21 protein-coding genes and 3 pseudogenes are annotated in these 25947 nt (G+C 70.6%); 2 read left to right on the forward strand and 22 right to left on the reverse strand.

Annotated elements, in window-relative coordinates; genetic code table 11:
* Positions 1–47 precede the first annotated feature (47 nt).
* Positions 48–2942 carry a bifunctional [glutamine synthetase] adenylyltransferase/[glutamine synthetase]-adenylyl-L-tyrosine phosphorylase gene (locus AC1RJ9_RS20130; protein WP_492839736.1) on the reverse strand — a complete coding sequence of 965 codons (2895 nt, stop codon included), beginning with the start codon at positions 2940–2942 and terminating at the stop codon, positions 48–50.
* Positions 2943–3049: 107 nt separating this feature from the next.
* Between AC1RJ9_RS20130 and AC1RJ9_RS20135 the strand changes: the two genes are divergently transcribed.
* Together AC1RJ9_RS20135 and AC1RJ9_RS20140 are read left to right on the forward strand one after the other, a co-directional pair.
* Positions 3050–3940, forward strand: coding sequence for a M56 family metallopeptidase (locus tag AC1RJ9_RS20135; protein WP_492839737.1), 891 nt, complete (start codon positions 3050–3052; stop codon positions 3938–3940).
* 1 nt (position 3941) lies between these two features.
* On the forward strand, positions 3942–4820 hold the full coding sequence (locus AC1RJ9_RS20140) for a M56 family metallopeptidase (RefSeq protein ID WP_492839738.1): 879 nt from the start codon (positions 3942–3944) through the stop codon (positions 4818–4820).
* 5 nt (positions 4821–4825) lie between these two features.
* On the opposite strand, the gene uczS is transcribed toward AC1RJ9_RS20140, so the two are convergent.
* The 21 genes and pseudogenes from uczS to AC1RJ9_RS20245 form a co-directional block, all read right to left on the reverse strand.
* Entirely contained in the window at positions 4826–6232 is a 1407-nt protein-coding gene (gene uczS, locus AC1RJ9_RS20145; protein WP_492839739.1) for a two-component system sensor histidine kinase UczS, read from the reverse strand.
* 3 nt (positions 6233–6235) lie between these two features.
* Positions 6236–6538 (reverse strand): type II toxin-antitoxin system RelE/ParE family toxin, encoded by a 303-nt coding sequence (locus AC1RJ9_RS20150; RefSeq protein ID WP_492839740.1) that lies wholly within the window; start codon positions 6536–6538, stop codon positions 6236–6238.
* A 13-nt stretch (positions 6539–6551) separates the two neighbouring features.
* Positions 6552–6767: a hypothetical protein gene (locus AC1RJ9_RS20155; RefSeq protein ID WP_492839741.1), complete on the reverse strand. Its 216-nt coding sequence runs from the start codon at positions 6765–6767 to the stop codon at positions 6552–6554.
* 32 nt (positions 6768–6799) lie between these two features.
* Positions 6800–7471 (reverse strand): two-component system response regulator UczR, encoded by a 672-nt coding sequence (uczR, locus tag AC1RJ9_RS20160; protein ID WP_492839742.1) that lies wholly within the window; start codon positions 7469–7471, stop codon positions 6800–6802.
* A gap of 172 nt (positions 7472–7643) precedes the next feature.
* Positions 7644–7741: pseudogene (locus AC1RJ9_RS20165) on the reverse strand (hypothetical protein); the annotation flags it as partial.
* 2 nt (positions 7742–7743) lie between these two features.
* A complete protein-coding gene (locus AC1RJ9_RS20170; RefSeq protein ID WP_492839743.1) occupies positions 7744–9318 on the reverse strand; it encodes a Do family serine endopeptidase in 1575 nt (524 codons plus the stop codon).
* Positions 9319–9463: 145 nt separating this feature from the next.
* On the reverse strand, positions 9464–9916 hold the full coding sequence (locus AC1RJ9_RS20175; RefSeq protein WP_492839744.1) for a cytochrome c-type biogenesis protein: 453 nt from the start codon (positions 9914–9916) through the stop codon (positions 9464–9466).
* Positions 9913–11895 carry a heme lyase CcmF/NrfE family subunit gene (locus AC1RJ9_RS20180; protein ID WP_492839745.1) on the reverse strand — a complete coding sequence of 661 codons (1983 nt, stop codon included), beginning with the start codon at positions 11893–11895 and terminating at the stop codon, positions 9913–9915. The genes AC1RJ9_RS20175 and AC1RJ9_RS20180 overlap by 4 nt, the downstream gene beginning before the upstream one ends.
* A gap of 110 nt (positions 11896–12005) precedes the next feature.
* A pseudogene (ccmE, locus tag AC1RJ9_RS20185) lies at positions 12006–12482 on the reverse strand (cytochrome c maturation protein CcmE); the annotation flags it as partial.
* A complete protein-coding gene (gene ccmI, locus AC1RJ9_RS20190) occupies positions 12479–13585 on the reverse strand; it encodes a c-type cytochrome biogenesis protein CcmI (protein WP_492839746.1) in 1107 nt (368 codons plus the stop codon). The gene ccmI and the pseudogene ccmE, both read right to left, overlap by 4 nt.
* A 75-nt stretch (positions 13586–13660) precedes the next feature.
* Positions 13661–14992, reverse strand: a complete 1332-nt coding sequence (locus AC1RJ9_RS20195; protein WP_492839747.1) for a hypothetical protein — start codon at positions 14990–14992, stop codon at positions 13661–13663.
* 200 nt (positions 14993–15192) lie between these two features.
* On the reverse strand, positions 15193–16572 hold the full coding sequence (locus AC1RJ9_RS20200) for an ATP-binding protein (protein ID WP_492839748.1): 1380 nt from the start codon (positions 16570–16572) through the stop codon (positions 15193–15195).
* Positions 16572–16681 (reverse strand): annotated as a pseudogene (locus AC1RJ9_RS20205) (hypothetical protein); the annotation flags it as partial. The gene AC1RJ9_RS20200 and the pseudogene AC1RJ9_RS20205, both read right to left, overlap by 1 nt.
* Positions 16682–16693: 12 nt before the next feature.
* On the reverse strand, positions 16694–17368 hold the full coding sequence (locus AC1RJ9_RS20210) for a response regulator transcription factor (RefSeq protein ID WP_492839749.1): 675 nt from the start codon (positions 17366–17368) through the stop codon (positions 16694–16696).
* Between the two features lie 10 nt (positions 17369–17378).
* Entirely contained in the window at positions 17379–17705 is a 327-nt protein-coding gene (locus tag AC1RJ9_RS20215; RefSeq protein ID WP_492839750.1) for a PepSY domain-containing protein, read from the reverse strand.
* 158 nt (positions 17706–17863) lie between these two features.
* A complete protein-coding gene (locus AC1RJ9_RS20220) occupies positions 17864–18934 on the reverse strand; it encodes a sensor histidine kinase (RefSeq protein ID WP_492839751.1) in 1071 nt (356 codons plus the stop codon).
* Positions 18935–19139: 205 nt separating this feature from the next.
* Complete coding sequence (locus AC1RJ9_RS20225; protein WP_492839752.1) at positions 19140–20081, reverse strand: DnaJ C-terminal domain-containing protein; 942 nt, start codon at positions 20079–20081, stop codon at positions 19140–19142.
* A 105-nt stretch (positions 20082–20186) separates the two neighbouring features.
* Positions 20187–23873, reverse strand: a complete 3687-nt coding sequence (locus tag AC1RJ9_RS20230; protein WP_492839753.1) for a baseplate multidomain protein megatron — start codon at positions 23871–23873, stop codon at positions 20187–20189.
* Between the two features lie 153 nt (positions 23874–24026).
* On the reverse strand, positions 24027–24476 hold the full coding sequence (locus tag AC1RJ9_RS20235) for an NlpC/P60 family protein (protein ID WP_492839754.1): 450 nt from the start codon (positions 24474–24476) through the stop codon (positions 24027–24029).
* Between the two features lie 101 nt (positions 24477–24577).
* Positions 24578–25204 (reverse strand): phage/gene transfer agent baseplate hub protein, encoded by a 627-nt coding sequence (locus AC1RJ9_RS20240; protein WP_492839755.1) that lies wholly within the window; start codon positions 25202–25204, stop codon positions 24578–24580.
* Positions 25204–25815 carry a phage distal tail protein, Rcc01695 family gene (locus AC1RJ9_RS20245; RefSeq protein WP_492839756.1) on the reverse strand — a complete coding sequence of 204 codons (612 nt, stop codon included), beginning with the start codon at positions 25813–25815 and terminating at the stop codon, positions 25204–25206. The genes AC1RJ9_RS20240 and AC1RJ9_RS20245 overlap by 1 nt, the downstream gene beginning before the upstream one ends.
* Positions 25816–25947: the final 132 nt, after the last annotated feature.

The following is a 25947-nucleotide window of genomic DNA, read 5'->3' on the forward strand; positions in this document are numbered from 1 at the left end:
GACTGAACGCGCGGCGAAACGGATTCCGTCGCGGGTTTTTCGGAAACTTAGCCCGGAGCCTTCACGATCGCGGAATAGGCCGCCCGGGCCTCGGCCTTGGCCTTGGCCAGCTTGGGTTTCAGCGACTTGAACTGGCCGACACGGCCGGCCTTTGCCATCAGCGCCTTGAACGCCTTGGGCTCCGCTTCGGGGTCGCCGCCGTCCTCCAGGGCCACCTTGATCAGCTGCGAGAGGTCCTGTTCCAGCCGCCAGGCGGTCTCCAGCCGGGTCAGGGCGCCGGCGTCGGCGAGGCCGGCTTCGCGCAGGGCCGCCAGGGCCTCGCCGGTGTTCTGGCGCAGGGGGCCGCCCTTGGCCGCGTGGGCCAGTTGCAGGAACTGGGCGGCGAACTCGATGTCGACCAGCCCGCCGGGGACCAGCTTCAGGTCCCAATCGCCCTTGCCCGGCCGCTCGCGCTCCATCAGCTCGCGCATCTCGACGACGTCGGCGGCGGTCTTCTTCCAGTCGCGGGGCCGGCGCAGGGCCGCTTCGATGGCCCCCTCGGCCTGGGCCTTGAAGTCCGGCGAGCTGGCCCAGACCACCCGGGCGCGGGTCAGGGCCAGCAGCTCCCAGGTCTCGGCCTCGCGCTCGTAATAGTCCTCGAACGCCGCGAAGCTGACCGCCACCGGTCCCTTGGCGCCGGACGGCCGCAACTTCATGTCGACCGCATACAGCGTTCCCTCGCCGGTGGGGGCCGACAGGGCCGCGATCATCCGCTGGGTGAAGCGGGCGTAGAAGGTGTCGGCGCTCCATTCCTTTGTGGCGGAGTGGGCCGCTGGCCCATCGGCGACGTAGAGCGTCATCAGGTCCAGGTCGGACTTGGCGGTCATCTCGCGCGAGCCGGCCTTGCCCAGCGCCACCACCGCCACCTGGCCGGGGAAGGCGCCGCCCAGGCGCTCGGTCTCGGCCAGGGCCGCCGGGGCCAGGCCGCTGATGATCAGGTCGCCCAGCTCGGCGAAGGCCCGGCCGATGTCGCGGGCGTCGGCGCTGCCGCTCATCACCCGCACGCCGATGCGGAAGCTCTGGTCGCGGAACAGCCGCCGCGCCGCGTCCATCGCGCCTTCGAAGTCGGCCGGGTCCCAGGGCGCGACAGCGGGGGTCTCGATCGGGCCAAAGAAGGCCGGATCCAGCAGGGCGTCCAGAGCCGTGGGTCGCCGGGCCAGAGTCGTGGCCAGACGCGGGGCGAAGGCCATGACCTCGACGATCAGCTCGAACAGGCGCGGCTGAGCCAGGAACAGCGACTGGATCTGCACGCCCGAGCTCAGCGACGCGAAAAAGTCGGCGAAGCGGTTGAACGCCTGGTCCGGCGCGCCGGTGGCGTTGGCCGCGTCCAGCAGACGCGGGGCTAGGCGGGTGAACAGCTCCCGCCCCCGCTCGGTGCGGGTGGCGGCGATGTGGCCGTGGTGCCAGCCGCGGATGGTGGCGGCGACGCGCTCGGGGCTGGAAAAGCCCATGCGCTTGAGCGTGGCCAGGGTCTCGGGATCGTCCTCGACGCCGGTGAAGACGAGGGAGCCGAACCGCGAGGAGAGTTCCTCCTCCCCCGCGAACAGGCGGCCGTAGCGCTGGTTGACGCCCTTGAGGATCTTGCCGACCGCCGCGTCGAAGCTGCGCAGGTTGTCCTGGCCCCACAGGGCGGCGACCTTCTTGCGGTCGTTGTCGGACTCCGGGAGCTTGTGGGTCTGGTCGTCGGCGATCATCTGGGCGCGGTGCTCCAGGGCCCGCAGGTCCTGATAGGCCTTGGACAGCCAGCCGGCGTCCTCCAGACTCACGTGACCGGCGGTCGCCAGCGCCAGCAGCGCGTCCAGGGTGCGCGGCCCGCGCAGGTCGGGCTGACGCCCCCCCAGGATCAGCTGCTGGGTCTGGACGAAGAACTCGATCTCGCGGATGCCGCCGCGCCCCAGCTTCAGGTCCGCGCCCTTGGCGGTCAGGCGGTCGTCGACCTTGTAGGTGTGGATCTGGCGCTTGATCGAGTGGATGTCGGCGATGGCCGCGAAGTCCAGGTTCCGCCGCCAGATGAAGGGCTGCAGGCCTTCCAGGAACGCCGCGCCCTCCTTGAGGTCGCCCGCCGCGATCCGGGCCTTGATGTGCGCGGCGCGCTCCCAGTTCTGGCCGACGCTCTCGTAGTAGTCCATGGCCGCGTCGACCGGGATGGCCGGCGGGGTCGAGGACGGATCGGGGCGCAGGCGCAGATCGATGCGGAAGACATAGCCGTCGGCGGTCCGCTCCTGCAGCACCCGGCCCAGGTGGTTGGCGATTCGCACCGCCACGGCCTGCGGCTCGACGCCTTCGGCCACCTGCAGCTTCTGGGGCGCGTAGAAGATCGAGAAGTCGATGTCGCTGGAATAGTTCAGCTCGAACGCACCGTGCTTGCCCATGGCGATGCAGAACAGGCCCGGCGCGGGACCGTCGTCCCCTTCCCCGACATGGGTCAGGGCGCCGCGATCGACTTCCTGACGGACGGCCTGGGCCAGGGCGGCCTTCAGGGTGGCGTCGGCGAAGCGGGTCAGGGCGCCGGTCACCTGGTCCAGGTCCCAGACCCCGCCCAGGTCGCACAGGGCCGTCAGCAGGTGCAGGTCGGCCTTCAGCTCGCGCAGAACCCGTCGCGCGGTCTCGAAGTCCGGCTCGGCGGCGACGGCCTCGGCGGCGGCCAAGGTGGCGGCCAGGGTCTCCGCCGGATCGCCGTCCAGGATCATCGGCAGGCGCTTGCCGTCGCGCCGCGCCAGGCTGGCCAGATAGGGCGAGGCGCCGAACACCGGCGCCAGAGCGTCCCAGGCCGCGTCGACGCCGGCCATGGCCTCGCCGGCGCGCTTGGCGATCATCTCATGGGCCCGCTCGGCGGCCTTGGCGTCGAGGATCGGGCCGCAGGGGACGAGGCGTTCACCGAGCGCGTTGGGGAAGCGAGTCATGCCGGCACCGTGACCCGCCGCAGGCCTTCAAACAAGACTCGCCCTTGACGTTCGAAATTACAGTTGTAACCATTCAACCCGAGGAAACGGCAGGAACCGCTCCGACGATGATCGAGCTCTTCGCCCTCGCCCTGGTCCGGGCCCAGATCGCCGCCGCCGCCGCCGTGCTGCTGGTCGTGATGCTGCGCCCGTCCGCGCGCCAGCTGTTCGGACCGCGCCGCGCCTACGGCCTGTGGGCCATCGTGCCGGCCGCCGCGGCGGCCGCCTTCTTCCCCAGCCTGGCCGAAACCATGGAGATCGGCGATCCGGCCCGTCCGTGGGGCGCCTGGGCCGGCAAGCTCGTCCTGCTGTGGTTGGCCGGCTGCGTGATCGCCACGGCGGTGCTGGTTGTCCGCGAGCGCCTGTTCCACCGCCGCGTCGACAAGGGCCAGGTCGGCCCGGCCGTCGTCGGGGCCTTGTGGCCGCGCATCGTGCTGCCGTCCGACTTCGCCGAGCGCTTCGACGCCCGCGAGCGCGAGATGATCACGCTGCACGAGCGCACCCACATCAATCGCGGCGATCCGATGGCCAACCTGGTCGTCGCCGTGATCGGCGTGCTGGGCTGGTGCAACCCGATGATCTATCTGGCGTCGGGCCTGGTGCGTATCGACCAGGAGCTGGCCTGCGACGCCACCGTCGTGGCCCTGCGCTCCGACATCCGCGCCGACTACGCCAGGGCGCTGATGAAGGCCCAGATGAACGCGACCGTCTCGCCCCTGGCCTGTGGCTGGGCCACCCATCCGCTGATCCTGCGCGTGTCGCTGCTGAATCGCCGGGAGCCCAGCCTGACGCGGGACATCGCCGGTTTCCTCACGATGACGTTCCTGGCGCTTGCGGCCATGGGCACGGTCTGGAGCATCGCGCCGCGCGGCCCCCTCTCCACCGACCTGAACCCAGGCGTGGTGGCGCGCATGGACCCCTATACGGGCGCGATCATCTGGGTGAAGGCCGACCACTAACATGATCGACCTGCTGGTCCTGGCGCTGATGCGCGTGCAGATCGCCGCCGCCGTCGGGGTGCTGGCCGTGCTGCTGCTGCGCCTGCCGGTGCGCTGGCTGCTGGGGCCCCGCCTGGCCTATGGCCTGTGGATGCTGGTCCCCGCCGCCGCCGTCGCCGGCCTGCTTCCGAGTCTGGCCGAGACCACCCGGGCCGGCGTCGCCGCCGAGCCGCTGGGGGCGAGCCTGGCGCTGAAGCTGCTGCTGGTCTGGGCGATCGGGGCGGCGCTCCTCGCTGGCGTCATGATGCTGCAGGAGCGGGCGTTCCGCCGCCGGGCCGAACGAGGCCAGGCCGGTCCCGCCGTCATGGGCGCCCTGTGGCCGCGCCTGGTGCTGCCGGCCGATTTCGAGACCCGCTTCAGCGCCCGCGAGCGTGACCTGATCCTGCTGCACGAGCGCACCCACATCCGCCGGGGCGATCCGGTCGCCAACCTCATCGTGGCCGGCTGCCGCGTGGCGGGCTGGTGCAATCCGCTGATCCACCTCGGCGCGGCCTTCGCCCGCGTCGACCAGGAACTGGCCTGCGACGCCACGGTGCTGGCCCTGCGCGAAGGCATCCGCGCCGACTACGCCCGGGCGCTGCTGAAGGTCTCGCGCTTCGGCGTCGCCTCGCCCCTGGCCTGCGGCTGGGGCGCGCATCCGCTGGTGCTGCGCGTCGGCTTTCTCGGCCGCACCGAGCCCAGTATCCGTCGCCAGATCGCCGGCTACGTGCTTCTGCCGGTCCTGGCGATCGCGACCTTCGTGGGCGTGTGGACGATGGCGCCGCGCGGTTTCGATTCCCTGGCCATGGCGCCGGACGCCCTCTACGTCCCAAGCGCGGAGCACGGCTGGAAGCTGCCCTAGCCTGCCTACTCCACCCGCGGCAGCACCAGGGCCACCCGCAGGCCGGGGCCCATGCCGTTGTATTCGCCTGGCCCTTCGGCCAGCTCCAGACGGCCGCCGTGCGAGACGGCCACCGCGCTCACCAGCGACAGGCCCAGGCCCGCCCCGGGCTCGCTGCGGCTGTTCTCCAGGCGCACGAAGCGCTGGACCACGCGGGCGCGGTCGTTCTCGGGCACGCCCGGCCCCGTGTCGGTGACCGAGAACTCCAGCTCGCCGGACGAGGTGCGCCGCGCGCGCAGCATGATCGCCCCGCCCTCGGGCGTATATTTGATGGCGTTGTCGAGCAGGTTGGCCAGCGCCTGGGCCAGGAACTCGCGGTTGCCCTTGATGGTCAGGGCCGGGACGATCTCGGCCTTGAAGTCCAGGCCCTTGTCCTCGCACGAGAACGCGTAGAGCTCGGCCATGTCGCTGGCCAGTTCCGAGGCGTCGAAAATGCGCTGGTCCGGGGCCGAGCCGGCGGCTTGCAGACGGGCGATGGCCAGCACCGCGTTGAAGGTCTTCAGCACGCCGTCGGCGTCCTGCAGCGCCGTCTCCAGCGCCGCCACCGGATCGCCCTTGCCGTTCTCGGCGTCGATCAGGGCGACCTCCATGCGGGCGCGCAGCCGGGTGAGTGGCGAGCGCAGGTCGTGGGCAATGGCGTCGCCGGCGTGGCGAAGGCCGCCCATCAGGCGTTCGATGCGGTCGAGCATGTCGTTCAGGCCCTCGGCCAGCTCGTCATACTCGTCGCGCGTGCCGCGCACCCGGGCGCGGGCGTGCAGGTCGCCAGCGCGGACGTCGTTGACCACGTCCACCAGCCCCTGCATCGAGCGGCTGACATTGCGGCTGATCAGGACGCCCCCGGCCATGCCCAGCAGGATGACCAGCGCCCCGGCGCCCCACAGGGCCCGGACGATCTTGCGGACATAGGCTTCGGAGGCGTCGACATCGGCCCCGACGAACAGGATCTCGCCGTGGTCCAGACGCTGCTGCACCCCGCGCGCGGCCGCCTTGACCTCGGCCCCGTCCAGGTCGGTCTCGGTGACCTTGAAGCTGGCCCACTGCGGGCCATCGCCGGTGAAGTCGCTGACCGGCGACTCCTCGATCGAGCCCGAGATGCGCTTGCCGGTCTTGTCGGCCAGGAAGTAGAGGAACGGCTTCTCGCCCGTCGCCCGTTCGACGATGGTCTGGTTCAGGGCGTCGACGCCGCCTTGGCGGTAGGCCGCCTCAAGGCTCTCGAATTCGCGGCTGATCTCGGCCTGGGCCCGGCGGTTCACCTCGCCCGCCGTGGCCACGTAGATGTAGCCCAGGAAGGCGCTGGCGGCCGCCGCGAACAGGGCCAGGAACAGCAGGGTCAGCCGGAACGGCGTGGTGCGGAGAAGGCGCGGCAGACGCATGAGTTAGGACTTTCCGCGCAAGATGGCGCGAAGGTTTCGGCGGCCATCAACCACTCGCAGAATCGCGACGTCAGGGCCCTTGAGGCGGTAGAGCACCAACCAGGGCGATGCAGACCAAATCCTCAAGCCCTGTCTCAATTCTGGTTGCTCCCGACCCAAGTTCGGAAAATCGCCCAAGCGTTCGAGCGCGCTTTCGATACGGTCCACTTGTTCCGTTGCGACGGCCGCGCCGTTGTTTCGAGAGATTTCGCGAAAGATAGCCATAAGGTCGCCATTGACGGCCTTCGCTCTCAGAACACGCCCCACCCCAGCCCCTCGATTAGTGCTCGTCGCGGAGCTTCAGGGTTCCTTCGGCGATGATCTCGGCGAAGCCGCGATTGTCGAACTCTCCGCGCTCGATCTCTTCCCAGGCTTCCTCAATGAGAACCGTAAGCGCCTCGCGGTTACGGTTGATCCAAGCGTCCACGTCAGCGTCGGACATCGAAGTCTCGAACGCATCTTGCGGCGGCGTGACAGGCTTAGTCAGCTTGTTCATGGTCTGATCCTACCACGCCCTCGCGCGAGCGCCTACGGATCGAGCCGGTAGCCGGCTCCGCGCACGGTCTGCAGCATGGCCCGGTCGAAGCCCTTGTCGATCTTGCTGCGCAGGCGCGAAATGTGGACGTCGATAACGTTGGTCTGCGGGTCGAAGTGGTATTCCCAGACCTTCTCCAGCAGCATGGTGCGGGTCACCGACTGGCCGGCGTGGCGCATCATGAACTCCAGCAGCTGGAACTCGCGCGGCTGCAGGTCGATCTCCTTGCCCTGGCGATGGACCGTCCGGTTGATCAGGTTCATCTCCAGCTCGCCGACCTTCAGGGTCGTGGCGACGGCGCCGGTCTCGCGGCGGCGCGACAGGGCCTCGACGCGGGCCATCAGCTCGGGGAAGGCGTACGGCTTGACCAGGTAGTCGTCGGCGCCCGCCTTCAGGCCCACCACGCGGTCATTGACCTCGCCCAGGGCCGACAGGAACAGCACCGGCGTCTGGTCGCCCTCGCGGCGCAGGGTCTCGACGACCTGGACACCATCAAGCTTGGGCATCATGCGGTCGACGACCAGGACGTCGTAGCCGCCCTTCTGGGCCTCGGCCAGGCCAGCCTCGCCGTCGGGCGCGTGCTGGACGTCGTAGCCGGCCTCCGTCAGGCCGTGGGCCATGGCGGCGGCGGCCTCCAGGTCGTCCTCGATAATCAGAATACGCATCGTCAGAGCCCCTCATGCGCTCGGGCGGAATGGCGGAACGATCGACGTTCCCCCGATTCCACGCATCGCGCGATAGTTGCTCTTGCAATAGCGGTTTCGGCGAGCGCCGTAACTTAAACCTTGGACAGAAAAAGCCCCGCTCCGGAGATCCGAAGCGGGGCTGATCGTTGGCCCGCCCTCGCCCTTCGACGGGCTCAGGGTGAGGACTACCGCGGTCGCCGTGAAATCCTCATCCTGAGCTTGTCGAAGGACGAGGATTTCAAGCGCCAGCCTTACGGCGCGATCTTCAGCGGCACGAAGACCGGGCGGTTCTGGCGGATCACCTTGACCAGCACGCTGTTGCGGCCGGCCTTCTTGGCCGAAGCCACGGCGTTGTTGACGTCGACGACGCTGTTCACCGCCATGCCGTTGATGTTCGACAGGACGTCACCCTTGGCCAGACCCTTCTCGCCGGCGTCGCTGTCGCCCTTCACGCCGGTGATCAGCAGGCCCTTGATCTCGCTGTCGATCTTGTAGGTCTGGCGCGAGGCCGGATCGATCGGGCCGAGCGTCAGACCCAGGGCGTCGACCTTCTGGCTGACGGGCTTGTCCGGGGTGGGCGCGGCGCCGCCGTCCTTGTCGTCGTCGTCGTCGTTCAGGCCAAGAGCGTTCTCGGCCGGACGGGTGCCCGACTTGACGTCGATCACGCGCGGCTTGCCGTCACGGATGATCGACATCTTGATGCTCTCGCCCGGACGGGCCTTGGCCACTTCGCGGGTCAGTTCCGAGCGGTTGGCGATCGTCACGCCGTTGACGCCGGTCAGGATGTCGTCCGGCAGCAGGCCGGCCTTGGCGGCGGGACCGCCCGGGACCAGCTCGGCGACGATCGCGCCCTTCACGTCCTTCAGGCCCAGGGCCTCGGCCGACTCGGCGCTGAAGTCCTGGATGGTGACGCCGATATAGCCGCGAACGACCTTGCCGCCCGAGATCAGCTGCTTGGCTGTGGCCTCGGCGATGTCCGCCGGAATGGCGAAGCCGATGCCGACCGAGCCGCCCGACGGCGAGTAGATGGCGCTGTTGACGCCGATCACCCGGCCATAGATGTCGAAGCTGGGACCGCCCGAATTGCCCCGGTTGATCGGCGCGTCGATCTGGATGTAGTTGACGAACGACGAGGTGTTGTCGCCCAGGTCGCGGCCATAGGCCGAGATGATGCCGGCCGTGGCGGTGCCGCCCAGACCGAACGGGTTGCCGATGGTGATGACCCAGTCGCCGACGCGCGGCTTGGCCTGGTTCTCGAAGTTCACATACGGGAAGTCCGCGCCCTTGGCCTTGGGGTCGATGACCTTGACCACCGCCAGATCGGTGCCCTCGTCGCGGCCGACCAGGGTGGCCTTCAGCTCGCGGCCGTCCTTCATCACCACCTGGATGTCGTCGGCGTCGGCCACGACGTGGTTGTTGGTGACGATGTAGCCGTCGGCCGAGATGAAGAAGCCCGAACCGGCCGACTGCTGCTTCGGCGTGGTCGGCGTGTCGCCGTCCTCACCGTCCTGGCCCGGCTTGCCCTTCTGGCCGCGCGGCACGATGTCGAAACCTTCCAGACCCGGAATGCGCAGCGCCTGCGGCGAGGCCTTGGAGGTCACGTTGATCTGGACGACCGCGGGCGAAACCTTCTCGAAGATGTCGGCGAACGACAAAGGCGCGCCCGGCGGCGGCGCGAACGACGGCGAACCGGCCACGGCCGGACGGGCCACGGGGGCCTCTGCGGCCGCCGTTCCCATGCGCATGCCCACACCGGCCAGAGCGGCGCAAGCCACGCCCGCGCCAGCGATGGCGCCCACAACGAAACCCGACTTCCTAGCGGTCATTCTCTGCTTTCCTCACCCGCGCGTCCCGCGCGCGGTCCCTTTGGATCTGAGAACCTAGTCGTGACGGCGAAAGGTGCAATGGTTCTCGGACTACCTTCGCGTCATTGGAGCCCGCTTCTTGCGGCTCCATTTCGGCGCAATCGTGTCAATCGTCTTGCAGCAATTTAGCGACGCGGTCTTCTTCGTCCTGCGAAAGCTCTGTCTCGACCGTCTGGCGACGCCGCAGAAGGCCGACCATCAGGACGCCGCCCACCAGCAGAACACCAACCGGCGCTAGCCAAAGCGCTGCATTGCCAGCGGAAAAGCGCGGCTTCAGCAGCACGAACTCACCATAACGCTGCACAAGAAACGCGCGGATCTCGCCATCGCTGCGGCCCGCCTTGACCTGTTCGCGGACAATTCGTCGCAGGTCGCCGGCCAGCTGGGCCTCGGAGTCGTCGATCGACTCGTTCTGACAGACCAGGCAGCGCACTTCCTTGAAGAGGACGCGGGCGCGGGCCTCCTGCGCCGGATCGGGCAGACGCTCGGTGGGTTCCGAGGCGCTGCCCATCAGGGCGACGGCGGCCAGGGCCACCAGCAGGGCGCGGACGCGGCTCACGACACGGCCTCGCCGGCGCGGCGGCCAACGCCCAGGCGCACGCGGCGGTCGGACAGCGACACGGCGCCGCCCAGGGCCATGATCAGCGGCCCCAGGAAGATCAGCCGCACCCACGGGTTCACATAGGCGCGCACCAGCCAGGCCGGCTTGCCCCCCTCGCCCGCCCGGCGCTCGCCCAGCACGACATAGATGTCGTCCAGCATGCGCGGACAGATGGCGACTTCCGAGGTGGTCTGCGATCCGGTCGGATAGAAGCGGCGCTCGGGCTCGGCGTGGCAGATCTCTTTGCCGGCCTTGTCGACCACCTTCACGATCCCGCGCTCGGCCAGGTAATTCGGTCCCTCGACCGTGCCGACATCGGTCAGGGTCAGGGTGTAGGCACCCAGGGCGTGGCTCTCGTTCAGGCTCAAGGCCTGAGCGGCTTCGACGCGCCAGGCGGTCTCGAACGAGGCCCCCAGCACGAAGATCCCAAGACCGGCGTGGGCCAGGGTCGTGCCCCAGGCGCCGCGCGGCAGGCCTCGGGCGCGACGGACGCTCTCGGCCACCGGAGCGCGGAACAGTTTCAAGCGCTCGCTCATCTCCAGCAGCGCCCCGCCCAGCAGCCAGAAGCCGAGCGCCAGGCCCGCGCTGGCCAGGGCCTTGCGCGGCTGGACGACGCCGTAGGCGACAAGGCCCAGCGCGGCGGCGACGGCCAGGACGATCCACAGCTTGCGGGCCACGCTTTTCGCATCGCCACGCTTCCAGGCCAGCAGGGGTCCGGCTGGCAGCACGGCGAAGGCCAGCACCATCAGCGGCACGAAGGTCAGGTTGAAGAACGGCGCGCCGACCGAGACGGCCTCGCCGTCCATGGCCTCGCGGATCAGCGGATAGAGCGTGCCCAGCAGCACCACCGCCGTCGCCGTCGACAGCAGGATGTTGTTGAGCACGATGGCGCTCTCGCGGCTCACGGGGCGGAACTGGCCGCCGGGGTTCAGGCTACCGGCGCGCAGGCCGAACAGCAGGAAACCCGCGCCCGCCGCGACGCCCATCATGATCAGCAGAAGCACGCCGCGCGTCGGGTCGACGGCGAAGGCGTGGACGCTGGTCAGCACGCCCGAGCGCACCAGGAAGGCGCCCAGCATCGAGAAGGTGAACGCCGCCAGGGCCAGGAACGCCGTCCAACCCGGCAGCGCCCCGCGCCTTTCGGTGACGATGGCCGAGTGCAGCAGGGCCGCCCCGATCAGCCACGGCATGAAGCTGGCGTTCTCGACCGGATCCCAGAACCACCAGCCGCCCCAGCCCAGTTCGTAATAGGCCCAGAAGGCGCCGAGCGTGATGCCGACGGTCAGCAGGCTCCAGGCCGCCAGGGTCCAGGGTCGCACCCAGCGGGCCCAGGCCGCGTCGATCCGGCCCTCGATCAGGGCCGCCAGCGACAGGGAATAGACCACCGAGAAGCCGACATAACCGCTATAGAGGAACGGCGGGTGGACGGCCAAGGCCCAGTCCTGCAGCAGCGGATTGAGCGACCGGCCCTCGACCGGCACATCGACCAGGCGGGTCAGAGGATTCGAGGCGAACACGGTATAGGCCAGGAACATCACGCCCAGCGCGCCCTGGATGGCGATGGCGTAGGCGCGCAGGCGCGGCGGCAGGCTGTCGCCGAAGAAGGCCATGGCCGCGCCGTACCCGGTCAGAACCAGGCACCACAGCAGCATCGAGCCCTCGTGGCTGCCCCAGGCCCCGGCCACCTTGTAGAGCAGCGGCTTGGCGGTGTGAGAGTTGGCGGCGACGTTGGCCACCGAGAAGTCCGACACCACGAACGCGTGGATCAGGGCCGCGAAGGCCACGGCCACGGCCACGAAGGTCGCCACCGCCGCGCCGCGTCCGGCCCCGGCCAGCACCGGCGAACGCCGCGCGCCGCCGACGGCCGACAGCCCGGTCTGGGCGACCGACAGCATCAGCGACAGGATCAGGGCGAAGGCGCCCAGTTCAACGATCATCGACGATCCTCCCCCCGTGGGGGAGGCGACCGAAGGTCGGAGGGGGGCGTGGCCGGGGCGGCAGAACTTCCCCCACCGGTCGCTTCGCGACCGCCTCCCCCTTGGGGGGAGGATCCATAGCTCGGAGCCCCCGCGCCCTCGCCGCGCCACTCGCCCTGCTTCTTCAGCGCCTTGGCGACGTCGCGCGGCATGTAGCGCTCGTCGTGCTTGGCCAGCACCTGCTTGGCGACGAAGACGCCGCTTTCATTGAACGCGCCGTCGGCGACGATCCCCTGCCCCTCGCGGAACAGGTCCGGCAGGTCGCCGTGATAGGTCACCTTCGCCGTGGCCTTGTGGTCGGCCACCACGAAATCGACATCGCCGCCGGGATGCTTGACCACGCTGCCGTGCTGAACCAGGCCGCCCAGCTGGACCTTGCGGCCGGGGGCGACGTGGGCCTCCTTGGCCTGGGCCGGCGTGTAGAACAGCGAGATGCTGTCGCGCAGGCCGTAGAGGGCCAGGCCCACGGCCAGGGCCAGCACCGGCGCGATGGCCAGCAGGATGGTCAGGCGACGGCGCGCCTTCCGCGATTTGGGCCAGAAACTCATGGCTGGGTAATCTTCTGAGCGGGCGTGTCGGCGGCCTGGCGCAGGGCCGACAGCACCTTGGGCTGATCCTTGAAGCGGGCCGTGGCCGAGGCCAGCGCCGCGTCGCGCTTGGCGCTCTCGCCCAGCACGGCATAGGCGCGGACCAGGCGGACCCAGCCGTCCGGATCGTCGGGCGATTGGGCCAGACGCGCGGCCAGGCCCTCGACCATGCCGACGATCATGCCCTGGACCTGCGGATTGGCGTCGGCGGCCGGCTGGTCGCTGGGCAGGCGGCCCTGGGCCTCGACCTGGGCGATTTCCCGGCCCAGCGCCGTGCGGCCCGGGTCGTTGGCCGGCATGCTGGCCGCCAGGGCGCGCCAGTCGGCGAGACCGCCGGCCACGTCGCCGTCGGCGACCTTGCCACGGCCGAGGTAATAGCGGGCGCGGAGGTCATTCGGGGCGACCTTCAGCGCCTCGCCGAAGGCCAGCTTGGCGTCGGCCCCGACCTGGCCCTTGGACTCCATGACGAAGGTCTCGCCCAGGAGGCTCCAGAGATCGCCGCGCTTGGGCGCCAGGCGGACGGCCCTGCGCAGGGCGGCCTCGGCGCCGGGCAGGTCGCCGGCGGCGGCGCGGGCCTTGGCCAGGAACACCAGCGGCTCGGGATCGCTCGGCCGCTCGGCGGCGACGCCTTCCAGCACGGCGGCGATCTTGGCGGGTTCCAGCGTGGCCGGGTCGGCGGCCTTCCACTCGGCCACGCGCTTGGCGTAGGGCTGGTCGGCCATTTCCGGCTTGCCCACGGTCACATAGAGGCCGACGGCGGCGACGCAGGCCGCGCCGACGGCGATCACCACCGCCTTGCGGGGACCAGCGCCGTCGCGCGCCCAGGTCTCGGCCTGGTCGGCGGCGGCCAGCAGGCCGCGTCCCGCCTCGGCGCGGGCGGCCTTGAGTTCGGATTCGGCCAGCAGGCCGTCGATAGCCAGGCGCTCGACCTCGGCCAGACGGCGGCGATGCGGTTCAAGCCTGGCCTGGGCGTCGTCGACGGGCCGGGCGCGCGCCGCGCCGCGCAGCACCAGCCCCGCCGTCGCGGCCGACAGCCCCGCCGCGGCGATCCAGAAAGCGATCATGGCCGCGTGGTAGCGTGTTCCCGCGTCCGCCGTTAGTAGGAAAAGTGCGTAAGGGCGGCCGAAAGACCAGGTTTGTCAGGCCGCGATCGCCGCCGCGGCGCGGCGTCGCACGATCTCGGCGGTCTTATCGTCGCGGGTGTAGGCGACGAAGCCGGCGGCGACGTCCAGGTACTTCACGGCCAGCCCCGCGTCGCCGCCGTCGCCCGTGCGGGCGACGTGCAGGACGTCCTCGATATAGGGATCGAGGCGGCTGTTCAGCTTTTCCAGGACCTTGTTGCGCGAGCTGCCGTAGCCGGCCTTGTCGGCGCACGCGCGCAGTTCGGCGATGAAGGCCAGCGCCGACTGGGCGCGGCGGATCATCGCCTCGTCCGGTTCGTCGGTCAGCTTGGCCGCGCCCTTGCTGCCCTTCTTGGACATCATCGACAGCGACCGCAGCGGCAGGGCCGCTTCCAGCGTCTTGTCGGCCTGGTCCATGCGCTGCTCGCACGCCTTGGCCATCGCCTGCTTGTGCCGGGCCAGACGCTTGCCCCACGGGCCGTCCTTGGCGACGTCGACCGACTGCTGGAACTCGGCGATCTGCAGCTGGACCCTGTGAGCGGCCTGGGCGGCCGCGCGGCCCGCCCGCTCGCCGTCAGAGAAGTTGAAGGTCTCGACCTGAACGATGGCGGCGTCGATCTCGGTCAGGACGCGCTCGCCGAACGCCTTGACCTCCGACGAGGCCAGGTAGCGATCGCTGGGCCGGTCCATGACCGCCGAGATCACCCGCAGGATGCGCCAGTCGTCCGGCAGGTGCGCCGACAGGATGTCCAGCATCAGGGGACCGGCGTCATCGCTGATCCGGCAGGCGTCGCGATAGGCCAGGCGCGCGGCGGCGGCCCGCTCGTCCGACATGCGGCTGACCCACTCCGACAGCTTGGGCAGGCACGAGCGGGTGATGGCCGACAGCTGCAGGCACATGGCCAGCTGCTCGGGGTCGCAGATCGAGCGCACGCTGTCGAAGGCGGCGTTCTCGGGATCGCGCAGGCCGGCGGCGGCGGTCTTGCAGAGTTCGTCGAACACGTCGGGCACGCCCTGTTCGAGATCCCAGGGATTGCACTTGGCGGCGGCCTCCTCGACCCGCGAGGGGGCCACGGACCTCAGGGCCCGCCACAGGCGCGGCAGCACCACCGAAGGGAACTGAACCTGACCCTCGCGGCGCGTGGCGCACAGCGGAACGATGGGGCCCAGGATGTTGTTGCGGATGAAACGGTGGGCGGTCTCGTCCTCGACCAGGCCGCGCACGGCGGCCAGGGAGCCCGTCGCGCCGGCGCTCGACAGGGCCAGCTCCAGGCTGCGCAGCGCCGCGTCCGGAGCGGTTTCCACCAGCGTCCGGATGATCTGCAATTTATGCGCGGCGATGGCGGCCATGGTCCCCCGTGTCGGAGAAACCGATTCCGACAGGCGTCAACCATGTTCGGAACGAGGTTAAGGATTTCCGAAATCGTGAAAAATTCACCCGGGCCGCGACCGCGTGTCCCGGTTTGAAAGCCTTTATCCACCAGAAGTTTAGGCCACGGGCATCACGTGCATGGCAGGCCCGCCCCGTAACAATTGAACGCAAGCCGAAGTTAGGCTTGAGCCCGCGGCAGATCCAGGGTCACGCGCAATCCGCCCATCGGCGATTCACCAAGATGCACCGATCCGCCATAGGCGCGGGTCAATTCGTCGACGATCGACAGGCCCAAGCCCGATCCGGGCGCGTTTTCGTCGAGCCGCTGCCCTCGCTTCAGGGCCTGGGCGCGTTCCTCGGGCGGCAGGCCGGGACCGTCGTCGTCGACGGTCAGCAGCATTCGCGCCTCGCCCGATGGCGCGGCCTCGGCGCGGATCCGGCCCCGGCACCACTTGCCGGCGTTCTCCATCACGTTGCCGGCCAGTTCCATGAAGTCCTGCTTCTCGCCCTGGAAGCAGAGGTCCTCGGGGCAGCGCCAGTCGATCTCGACGCCCTTGTCCTGGAAGATCCGCTCCAGGGTCACGGCCAGCTCGTCCAGGATCGGCTCGACCGGCGTGCGCTCGCCCGAGGTCTGCGAGCGGGCGGCGGCCCGGGCCCGGCGCAGATGGTGGTCGACCTGCTCGCGCATGGTCTGGGCCTGACGCTCGACCACCTCGGCCAGCTGGCCCGGCTGCTGGGAGGCCTCGGTCAGCATCACCGACAGCGGCGTCTTCAGGGCGTGGGCCAGGTTGCCGACGTGGGTGCGCTGGCGCTCGACGACCTCCTGGTTGTGGGCCAGCAGGGCGTTCAGCTCGACGGCCAGCGGCTCCAGCTCCTCCGGATAGACCCCGTCGACCCGCTCGGCCTTGCCCCGGCGCACGGCCGCCACCTCGCGGCGCAGACGGAACAGCGGCGTGAGGCCGAAACGCACCTGCACCACCGTCGCCAGCACCAGGCCGCCGGCCAGGATCGCCAGGGCGATGGCCGTGACGCCGGCGAAGCGGTCGGCGTCGGCGTCGATCGGCGTGCGGTCCTCGGCGGCCAGGAACACCACCGGATCGGCATAGCCCGGCAGGCGGGCCAGGATGGCGGCGGCGCGCAGCGGCTTGTCCTGCGGGCCGCGCATGTTGAAGTACTGGGTCTGGCCCGGGGCGGCGTCCAGCCGGTCGATCTGCTTGGACGACAGCATCAGGTCGCTGTCGAACAGCGAGCGAGAGCGCGCGACCGGCCCCATCGATCCGTCGGGCCGCTTGTCCAGGATCACCCAGTAGCGGCCGGAATAGGCGCGCGTGGCGCGGATGTCGGTCAGGAACGGCGCGCGTAGCTGCCCGTCCTCCACCGTCGAGCCGGCATAGAGGTCGTCGGTCAGCACGGCCAGCGACTGGTCGAAACGCCGGATGGCGGCGCTGCGGAACTGAGCCGTCAGGAACACCCCGGCGATCAGCACGACCAGCAAGGTCCAGATCCCGGCGATCAGGACCAGGCGGCGGACCAGCGAACGGCGGCGCAGGTCCAGCATCAGGCGCTCTGGAAGCTGAAATCCTCGTCCTTCGACAGGCTCAGGATGAGGATTTCAAATACAGCGCAGCAGTAGCCCTCATCCTGAGCTTGTCGAAGGACGAGGGCGGACCCGCAGGCTGTCACGCCGTCTCGCCTTCCAGCGGCGTCAGGCGATAGCCCAGGCCGCGGACGGTCTCGATCCGGTCGGCGCCCAGCTTCTTGCGCAGACGGCCGATGAACACCTCGATGGTGTTGCTGTCGCGGTCGAAGTCCTGGTCGTACAGGTGCTCGACCAGCTCTGTGCGGCCGATCACCCGGCCCTGGTGCATCATCATGTAGTGCAGCAGGCGGTATTCCAGCGAGGTCAGGCGCAGCGGCTCGCCGTTGACGCTGGCGCGGGCGGCGCGGGGGTCCAGGCGCAACGCTCCGCAGGAGAGAGAGGGCGCGGCATGGCCGGCCGAACGGCGCAGCAGGGCGCGCAGGCGGGCCAGCAGTTCCTCGGTATGGAACGGCTTGGCCAGGTAGTCGTCGGCCCCGGCGTCGAAGCCGGCGACCTTGTCGCTCCAGGCGCCGCGCGCGGTCAGGATCAGCACCGGCGTGGCGACATTGCCGCGGCGCCAGCGCTCCAGCACCGACACGCCGTCCACCTTGGGCAGGCCCAGGTCGAGGATCACCGCGTCATAGGGCTCGGTCTCGCCCAGGAACTGGGCTTCCTCGCCGTCCGGGGCGTGGTCGACGGCATAGCCGGCGTCGCCCAGGGTCAGCTTCAGCTGACGCGACAGGTCGGGATCGTCCTCGACGAGCAGGATACGCATGGAAGACTCCTTAGCCGCCGCTGATGATCTGCCCGGTCCGCGCGTCGACGATGAAGTCGATGCGGCGGCCGTCGGCGGCGGCCCAGCGCACGCGATAGTTCGAGCCTTCCAGGCCGGCGTCCAGCACACGGCCGGGCACGCGGCGGCCGATCATGTCGATCACCCGCGACAGCGGCACCAGCTGGCCCGACTGCACGCCGCCTCGGGCCTGGTCCGACTGCGCGCGCCAGTCGGCGCCCAGCGAGTCGGGGCCTCGGTCATGACGCTGCGCCCACGCCGCGCCCGGAAGGGCGGCGGCCAGCGCGGCGGCGACGATGATGGCGCGGATCGTTTTCATGCTCTCCGGTCTAAGGGATCGCGGCTGAATGGAGACTGAACGTCCGGGTTATGAACGGGCCGCGACGTTCTGTCACGACCGGACACGCCCGGAACGAACAGGACGGCCAGGTTCCGGCGCGAACGGTCACGTCGCGAACAGGCGGCCGGCCCTCTCGGTCACGCGGCGGCGGCGGCGATGCCGGAGGAGCGGGTGTGAACGACCGCGACCTTCGTCCCCGGGCCGACGTCGGAGACTTTCAACTCGGCCTGCAACTGCGCCGCCAGCGCCTGGACGATGCTCGTGCCGAGGCCGGCCTTGGCGCTCTCGGCGTCCTTGGGCATCCCGACGCCGTTATCGCTGACCGTCAGAGACCAGCTCGACGGCGCGCCGCGATAGGCGACCACGATCTTGCCCTCGCGATGCCCCGGAAAGGCGTGCTTGAGCGCATTGATCACCAGTTCGGTGACGATCAGGCCCAGACTCACCGAGATGTCGGCGCTGGTCGCGCTGTCATCGGCGTCCACCTCGATCGAGAGCTGGTCGCGGTCGCGGATCATCGACGCGCCCAGGCTTTGGCAGAGCTGTTCGAGATAGGGGCGAAGCGCGACGTCGCCGAGCCTCGAGACCGCCAGTTGCTGCTGCACCGAGGCGATGGACATCACCCGGTTGTGGGCGTCCTCCAGATGGACGCGGGTTTCCTCCGACTGCACCTTGCGGGCGCTTTGCAGCAGCACGCTGGCGATGATCTGAAGGCTGTTGGCGACGCGATGCTGGACCTCCTGCAGGAGGATGCCCTTCTCGCGCAGCAGGCTATCCTTTTCGTACAGCAGGTCATCCCGCAACTTCTCGGCCGCCCGCGCCTCCGTGAGATCGAGCGCCGCCACGACCAGCCGGACGTGGCCGCTGTCCCCGTAGTCGAGCTTCTTGACGTTCAGGACCAGGCGCCGCGTTTCGCGGCCAGCGCTCTTGAGGTCCATTTCATAGGCCTGGATGTCGGCGTCGCCCCGCGCCGTGGCGCCGAGCAGGACGCGCAGTTGCGGCACATCCCACGCGCCGTCGCCAAGCGCGAACAGCGGGCGACCGGCCACGCTCGAAGGATCGATCTCGAAGGCCTCGCAGAACGACAGGCTGGCCGCGATCACCGAAAGGTCCCCGTCCAGCAGCAGCAAAGGCGTGCTGGAAGAGCTCACGAGCGCCAAGGCCAGGCTCAGCGTGACGTCGGGAAGGTCCGGGATCGCCGCAACCATGGTTCGCCGTTCTGAGAACCGGAGACTCGCGAAACGAGAATCATACCCGGGCAGAGTGTCGGTGAGGTCAGGCGGCCAGGAACAGGGAAGCCGCCGATCAATAAGCGTCACTCTAACACGGATCGCGAGAAGCTTCGCTCGATTCAACAAGAACTCGATCGACGGGCGCTCAGGACGATCCGCCGTCGGGTCGTCAGAGGCCGGGTTACTTGCGTTTCGGCGTGTAGGGCTTCTGATCCCGCCAGGCCTCCGCGAACTTCTCCAGGTCCTGGTCGACCGTCTCCGGCAGGGTCACCACCAGCTTGGCCAGCAGGTCGCCGCGCTTGCCCTTGGCGTCGGGCATGCCCCTGCCCTTCAAGCGGAGCGTCTGGCCGCTGTTGCTGCCCTTGGGCACGTTCAGCATCACATTGCCGTCCGGAGTCGGGGCCTCGACCTTGCCGCCCAGCACCGCGTCGGGGATCGAGATCGGCAGGTCCATGACCAGGGCGTCGCCCTCGCGGCGAAAGATCGGGTGCGGCTTGATCGAGAGCTCGATCAGCGCGTCGCCCTGGCCGCCGCGGCCGAGGCTGCCCTGGCCCTTCAGACGCAGGGTCTGGCCTTCCTGGGCGCCGGTCGGGATGGTGACGTCGATCGTGCGGCCGTCCGAGAAGGCCACGCGCTTCTTGCCGCCCTTGATGGCGTCTTCCAGGTCGATGTCGAGGCGCGCCTTGATGTCCGCGCCCTTGGACGAGAAGCCGCCGCTGGCTCCGCCGCCGAACGGGCCGCGTCCGCCGGCCTGGGCGCCGCCTTGACCGAACATGCCGCCGAACAGGTCCGAGAGATCGATCTCCGGTCCCTCGTCACGGTGGAACCCGCCGCGACCGAAGCCGCCGGCGTTGAAGGGGCCGTTGCCAGGCTGGCCGCCGAAGCCGCGCGCGGTTTCGCGACCGTCGGCGTCGATCTGGCCCAGGTCGAACTTCTTGCGCTTCTCGGCGTCGCCGATGATGTCGAAGGCGGCGCTCACCGTCTTGAACTTCTCTTCAGCCTTCTTGTCCCCCGGATTGGCGTCCGGATGGTGGGCCTTGGCGAGCTTGCGGAACGCCTTGCGGATCTCGTCCGCGGTCGCGGTGCGGGAAACGCCGAGTTCCTGATAGGGGTCGCGCGCCAAGGAGTGTCCTCTGCAGAAGGGGGCCCAAGAAACGGGGGAGGTTGGGTTACCGCCCTCCATCTAGAACGTCCAGCGCGCCGCGCAAGGCCCCATGTGGCTAATTTATCACATAAGTGTCGTCACCGGGACGCCCCAGCCGTAAAGCGACGAGCCTTGGGCGACCTCGATCCGCCCGTCCGCCGAGGGCCCGTCGGCCGTCCGCATGGCGGCGGTGTAGATGAAGGCCGGCGCCAGAACCTCGGCCTCGCGCAGCACGACCGCGCCGTCCAGCACCCGCACCCGATAGCGCTCGACACCCTCGCTCAACGGGACTTCGCCCTCCCAGACGTCGCCGCCGAGCCGGGCGCGGCGGATCCAGGCCAGTTGCAGGTCACCGCCGACCCAGCGCTTGCGCAGGTGCGCCGGCGCCGGCGGACGCAGGGCGCGACCGCCCCAGGTCGTCGACACTTCCGTCATCGCCGGCCCCGAGGGCGGGCCGCCCGCCGGCGCGGCGCGCACGACCAACGGCGCCCCGCGCTCGAAGGCGGCGACGTCCAGCCGGACCACCGCCGCGTCCAGCAGCACGGCCGGGGCGCCCGTGGGGATCACGACCTCGCTCGCCGCGCCGTCGCGCTGGCCGCGCAGCAGGCCCGAGAGCCGCCAGACGTCCGGCGCGACCAGTTCTGCGGCCTGGAAGGCGATCACCTCCCAGTCGCCGGACGGGGCGCGGACGGCCAGGGCGTTGTCGCCGGCCAGCACGGCGGCCAGCGACGCGGAGGCCAGGCTCCGACCTTCCAGCCGCACGGTCAGGCGGCCCGCGCGGTCGAGGCGATGCGGCGAGGCCGGCGGCAGGTCGGACTGCGTCTGGCCCAGGGTGGCCGGGCTGGCGATGCGGGCGCGGAGCTTCAAGGTCTCGACCCCGGCGCCGGCATGGACCTCCAGCGGCCGCCACGGCTCGCTCGCGGCGGCGACCAGCGGCCTCGGATCGTCGGTCAGAGCACCGTCGGCCGGCAGGTCCAGCACGTGGAGCACCGGCGGCGACGGCGGATCGCGCGGCGGGGCCGGCGTCCAGTCGACGCCGCCGCCCACCCCGATCTCGGCCACGGTAGGAACCAGGGTGGCGCGCGGCCGCTCGTCGAGATCCAGCCGCTGGATGCGCCAGGTCGCGCCCTCCAAGGCGAGACGGTCGCCAGCCTCGAAGCGCAGGCCCGCCGAGGGTGACAGATGCACGATCCGCGAACGCCGCGCCGCCGCGTCGGCCGCCAGCATCCGGTGGGCGACGGCCTCGGCCTCGGAAGCCGCCAGCACGATCGGGGCGTCGGCGTCGCGGGTCCCCTGCCCGGCCTCGCGGCGGACGATCAGCGCTCCGACCTGGTAGTCGCGGGCGGCGTCCAGGAACCGCAGGCGCAGGGCCTCGGCGGCCGGGTCGAGCGCGCGGGTCTGCGTCTCGCGCGGCGCGTCGTCGGGCAGAGCCAGATCGTCCTCCGCCAACACCCCGACGGCGCGGCCCGCGCGGGCCAGCATCTTCACGTGATCGCCGCGCTCGACCGGATCCAGGGCGAAGGCCTCGGTCAGGGGCGTCAGCGCGTCGCGCAGCCGCATCGGCCGGTCGACGACATAGCCGCCGACGCTCCCGCCCGCCTCGCCCGGATCGATCGCCACGCCGGCCCGCGCGCCCAGGGCCTCGATCAGTTCGGGCAGCGGCGCGATGCCCGCCCGGCCGGTCAGCCAGTGGCCCAGGGTCCAGTTGTCGCCGTCGCTCCAGACGTCCGTGCGCGCGGGGAAGTCGGGGAACGGCCGCGCGTCCCAGCACCAGGCGCTGGCGCTCTCGATCATCGGCCCGCCATAGAGCGGCGAGACCGGATTGGCGGCCGGCTCCTCCAGCCAGGCCAACACCGTTTCCAGATAGCGCCGCTGGCCAAAGTCGTCGCGCTCGCCGGTCGAGTACGGCGGCAGGCCGCTCTCGGCGCTCTTGGGATCGACGAACAGGTTCGGGGCGTTGGCGCCCTTGTCGACGGCCGGACAGCCGAACTCGGTCAGGCGGATCGGCTTGGACATCGGGACCCAGGCCGTGGGCGTGGCCGAGCGCACGCCGCCCGGTCGGTCGTGATGCGGGTTGCTCCACCACGACTTGAGGTCCTTGGCGCGCCAGATCCACGGCTCGCCATGGGCGCCGTCGGTGATCGGCGCGCGGACCTGGGCGTCGCGATCGGCCGGGCTGGCATAGTACCAGTCGAAGCTCTCGCCGCCGGTCAGCCCAGCCCGCAGATAGGCCGGGTCGCGCGAGCCCAGGAAGCCGGCGTCCGCGTCGAGATGGGTGTCGCCCTCGCGCCAGTCGGTGACCGGCGGGTACCAGTCGACGCCGACGAAATCGATGTTCGGATCGGCCCACAACGGATCGAGGTGGAAGACGGCGTGACCGCCGCCCGGCTGGTGACCGAAATACTCGCTCCAGTCGGCCGCGTAGCCCAGCTTGGTGGAGGGACCGACCACGGCGCGGACCTCGGCGGCCAGGCTCTTCAGTTTCGTGACCGCCGGATAGGTCCCGCCCGCGCCGCGCACCGTGGTCAGGCCGCGCAGCTCCGAGCCGAGGACGAAGCCGTCGACGCCGCCGGCTTGCGCGGCCAGCGAAGCCTGGTGCAGCACCATCCGCCGGAAGCCCCACTCACCATCGAAGAAGGCGTTCACCTGGCTGGTCGCCGCCGCCGTCCCGTCCGCGCCCGCCTCACAGGTGATCCGGCCGCGCCAGGGATAGGTCGGCGTGTCCATCAGGATGAACGGATAGAGGGTCACCTTCAGCCCGCGCCGCTTCAGCTCGGCGATGGCCTGCAGCACCACCGCGTCGGCCGGCGTGCCGCCATAGGCCGGGGCGCCGTCCTTCAGCGAGATCAGGTGCGCGCCCGAGCGGTCGACGCCCGCCACGCTCCAGGTGATCGGCAGGGTGTCCTTGGCCGCCTGCTCGACGCCGGGACGGATCTCGCACTGGCCGCAGCGCGGGTCGGTCCCGAACCAGGCCACGACCAGGGTCACGTGATCGACGGCCGGCAGCTGGGCCTGCAGCTGATCCAGCGCCACGATCAGATCCGGCCGCCCCTCGGCGTTGTGGACGCTCTCGGACGCCGTGCGGGTCAGGCCCTCGCGGCGCAAGACAGCCTCGGTGGCGTAGACGAACTCGCCCGCGCCCGGGATCAGGCAGACGCCCTTCAGCCGCTCTTCCAGCCCGAGAGTTCCGGGGGCGCGCGGCCGGCGGAACACCTCGAACGACAGCTGCGGCGGACGGTTGCCGAAGGACTCCAGCGGCAGGTCCTCGAACACGACATAGGCGACACCGCGATAGGCCGGCGCGGCACTCTCGATGGCGGCGATCAGCGGGTCTTGTACCTGATCCTCGGTCCCGCGATGCAGGCGCATGGTCACGCCGGTCATGTCCATGACCTTGCCGTCGGCCCAGACGCGGCCCAGGCCGTCGATCGGCCCCTCGGCCACGGCGACAGCGAAGGACAGGCTGTAGGCGTAACTGGCCGTCTTCTGCCCCTTGGAGCCGCCGACTCGACCCTCGACCCGCTTCTCGCGGAAGCGGGCGGCCCAGATCACCTGCCCGCCCACCCGCGCGCGGCCGAACACGCACGGCAGCGCCGCGCCCTCGGCCGCGCCGGTCAGGCGCAGCTCGGGGATGCGCGGCCCGACCTGACGCGTGGGGCTCAGCGCGTTGATCGCCGCCTGGTCGACCATCGCGCCCAGCGCCGCGCCGGCCACGGCTCCGATCGGCCCGCCGATCGCCGCGCCGACGCTGGAGAGGATGACTTGGGCCATTGAGCTTACCCCTCTTCCGCTCTTCCCGACGAAAGCCGGGACCCAGATCGAACCCACGAACGCTCGGGATTCCGCACCGTCGTTCGGCGCGACCACATCCGAGGCTCAGGCTGAATCTGGGCCCCGGCCTTCGCCGGGGAGATCGGGTTGGTGTTATGGGTTGGGAAATCTGAACGCGGCCGCCAGGCGCTCGCGCCACCAGCGGCCAAGCGCGCTCTCGACGCAGGCCCGGCCCCAGTAGGCGTGGATCATGCGGCCGGGACCGGACTGGATCGCGCAGTGCTTGGCGACCGCGCCGGGGGCCATTCGGAAGACCAGGACGTCGCCGGGCTGCGGGGCGTGGATGGGGATGAGCCAGCGGGCGAAGGCCTCGAGCAGCAGTTCTCGGCCACCGGTCTCGGCCCAGTCGGGGCGGTAGGGCGGCGGCGGTTCGGGCTCGGCGCCGTGGAGCGCGCGCCAGACGCCACGGACCAGGCCCAGGCAGTCGCAGCCCGCGTGCAGGGTCGAGGCCTGGTGGCGGTAGGGGGTGCCGAGCCAGAGGCGGGCTTGATCGAGGATGGCGCTGCCCCCCTCCACCGCCGTTCGGCGGTCCCCCTCCCCCAAGCGGGGGAGGAGAGAACAATCCGAGGCGGTGGTTCTCTCTCCGCCACCCTCCTGGGGGCGGACAGACCTGCGCGGCAGGTCAGGTGGGGGGAAGTGCTGACTCACCGCCGTCCCCCATCGTTCCGCTCGCCCTCGACGGGGTACAGCGTCAGGAAGTCCTCGCCCGGCGCCGTCGGGAAACCTCGGAAATTGACGCCGTTGGCGAACGTCCCGACACAGGTCGCCCAGCGCTTGTCGCAGGTCGCGCCCGTCGGCGCGGTGATCCCGCAGCGCGCATCGCCCAGCCGGGCGTCGCAGAGCCGGGTGAAGGTCCGCCCCGCCACCCGGTCCAGTTCGGCCAGCGGACCGGCCAGGGTCGCCTTGAACGCCTCGCCCTCGCGGCTGACCGCCGTGATCGTCGCCGTCCACAGGCGCACGACGCGGTGGGGCGCGCTCCAGTCGACGCGCAGTTCGGCGACCCGCGCGCCGTCATAGAGCCCCGCCGCCAGGTCGGCCTCGGTGATCCCGGCGTCGTCCAGCACGCCCAGCGCCGCGCCCTGGCCGGCTGCATAGCCGGCGGCCGCGTCGCGCGCCCCGGGGCTCCAGCCGCCGCTGGCCCGGCAGGGAACGCCGTCGACCACCAGGTCGCGGTCGTGGTCGGTGAAGCCCAGTCTCACGCCGTCGCGACGGATGACGATCCAAGCGCGGCACAGGCGGGCCTCGTCCAGGCCCTCGGGCAGGGCGCGCATCAGACCCGCACCTCGACCAGGGCGCAGGCGGTGACCCGGCCGGCGGCGAACCCCTCCAGGGTCACGTCCAGCCGGTCGAGATCGAAGCGCACCGGCGTGTCGAACTCGAAACCGGCCGTCACCGCCGCCCCGACGGCCGCGGCCGTGGCCAGGGTCACCAGGCCTGTCGTCGTGTCGACGGTGAAGGGCGCGGCCACGCCCGCCACCGCGACCTTGACGGTCCCGGCCACCGGCTTGGCGATCGTCCGCGACGCCGTCCCGTAGGCCTTGGTCAGCTGGAACGCCTTGCGCGTCCCGTCGCCGACGCCGATCGGCTGGTCGCCCGCCGCCGGCTGGGCTGAGGGCGCGCACGACTTGAAGTCGGCCGGGTCGCGGAAGCGGAAGCCCGCCAGCCGCCCGCCCCGCGCCTCGAAGAAGGCGGTCAGCTCGGCGATCTCGTCCAGCGGCCGGGCGGCGGTGGCGATCAGGTAGCGGCGGCGGCCCCGCGCCCACGGACTGGTCCGGCGCTCGAAGCCGGACGCCAGGGCGACGACCTCGGTGCGCCGCTCGATCCCGCCGGTGCAACCGAACGCCAGGCGCGCGGGCAGGCGCGCCTCGTGGAACTCGCTCATGGCGATCCCTCAATTCGTGAGAAGGTTTGCGGAAAATCGGCGCCAAGCGGAGCCGTTCGGGTTTTTCCGTTTCGGAAAAGCCCTTCTTTCTGGCTTTGGAACGAGGTCAGGCGGCCTCGCCGGCTGACCTCG

The sequence above is a fragment of the Caulobacter sp. GW822-FHT07D08 genome, from assembly GCF_058798735.1.

Excerpts from the sequence above, each read along its gene's own strand:
- AC1RJ9_RS20170 (WP_492839743.1), bottom strand. The coding sequence starts at position 9,318 with ATGACCGCTAGGAAGTCGGGTTTCGTTGTGGGCGCCATCGCTGGCGCG.
- AC1RJ9_RS20135 (WP_492839737.1), top strand. The coding sequence starts at position 3,050 with ATGATCGAGCTCTTCGCCCTCGCCCTGGTCCGGGCCCAGATCGCCGCC.
- AC1RJ9_RS20240 (WP_492839755.1), bottom strand. The coding sequence starts at position 25,204 with ATGCGCGCCCTGCCCGAGGGCCTGGACGAGGCCCGCCTGTGCCGCGCT.
- AC1RJ9_RS20195 (WP_492839747.1), bottom strand. The coding sequence starts at position 14,992 with ATGGCCGCCATCGCCGCGCATAAATTGCAGATCATCCGGACGCTGGTG.
- AC1RJ9_RS20180 (WP_492839745.1), bottom strand. The coding sequence starts at position 11,895 with ATGATCGTTGAACTGGGCGCCTTCGCCCTGATCCTGTCGCTGATGCTG.
- AC1RJ9_RS20215 (WP_492839750.1), bottom strand. The coding sequence starts at position 17,705 with ATGAAAACGATCCGCGCCATCATCGTCGCCGCCGCGCTGGCCGCCGCC.
- AC1RJ9_RS20155 (WP_492839741.1), bottom strand. The coding sequence starts at position 6,767 with ATGAACAAGCTGACTAAGCCTGTCACGCCGCCGCAAGATGCGTTCGAG.
- ccmI (WP_492839746.1), bottom strand. The coding sequence starts at position 13,585 with ATGATCGCTTTCTGGATCGCCGCGGCGGGGCTGTCGGCCGCGACGGCG.
- AC1RJ9_RS20130 (WP_492839736.1), bottom strand. The coding sequence starts at position 2,942 with ATGACTCGCTTCCCCAACGCGCTCGGTGAACGCCTCGTCCCCTGCGGC.
- AC1RJ9_RS20245 (WP_492839756.1), bottom strand. The coding sequence starts at position 25,815 with ATGAGCGAGTTCCACGAGGCGCGCCTGCCCGCGCGCCTGGCGTTCGGT.
- AC1RJ9_RS20220 (WP_492839751.1), bottom strand. The coding sequence starts at position 18,934 with ATGGTTGCGGCGATCCCGGACCTTCCCGACGTCACGCTGAGCCTGGCC.
- uczR (WP_492839742.1), bottom strand. The coding sequence starts at position 7,471 with ATGCGTATTCTGATTATCGAGGACGACCTGGAGGCCGCCGCCGCCATG.
- AC1RJ9_RS20140 (WP_492839738.1), top strand. The coding sequence starts at position 3,942 with ATGATCGACCTGCTGGTCCTGGCGCTGATGCGCGTGCAGATCGCCGCC.
- AC1RJ9_RS20210 (WP_492839749.1), bottom strand. The coding sequence starts at position 17,368 with ATGCGTATCCTGCTCGTCGAGGACGATCCCGACCTGTCGCGTCAGCTG.
- AC1RJ9_RS20230 (WP_492839753.1), bottom strand. The coding sequence starts at position 23,873 with ATGGCCCAAGTCATCCTCTCCAGCGTCGGCGCGGCGATCGGCGGGCCG.
- AC1RJ9_RS20200 (WP_492839748.1), bottom strand. The coding sequence starts at position 16,572 with ATGCTGGACCTGCGCCGCCGTTCGCTGGTCCGCCGCCTGGTCCTGATC.
- uczS (WP_492839739.1), bottom strand. The coding sequence starts at position 6,232 with ATGCGTCTGCCGCGCCTTCTCCGCACCACGCCGTTCCGGCTGACCCTG.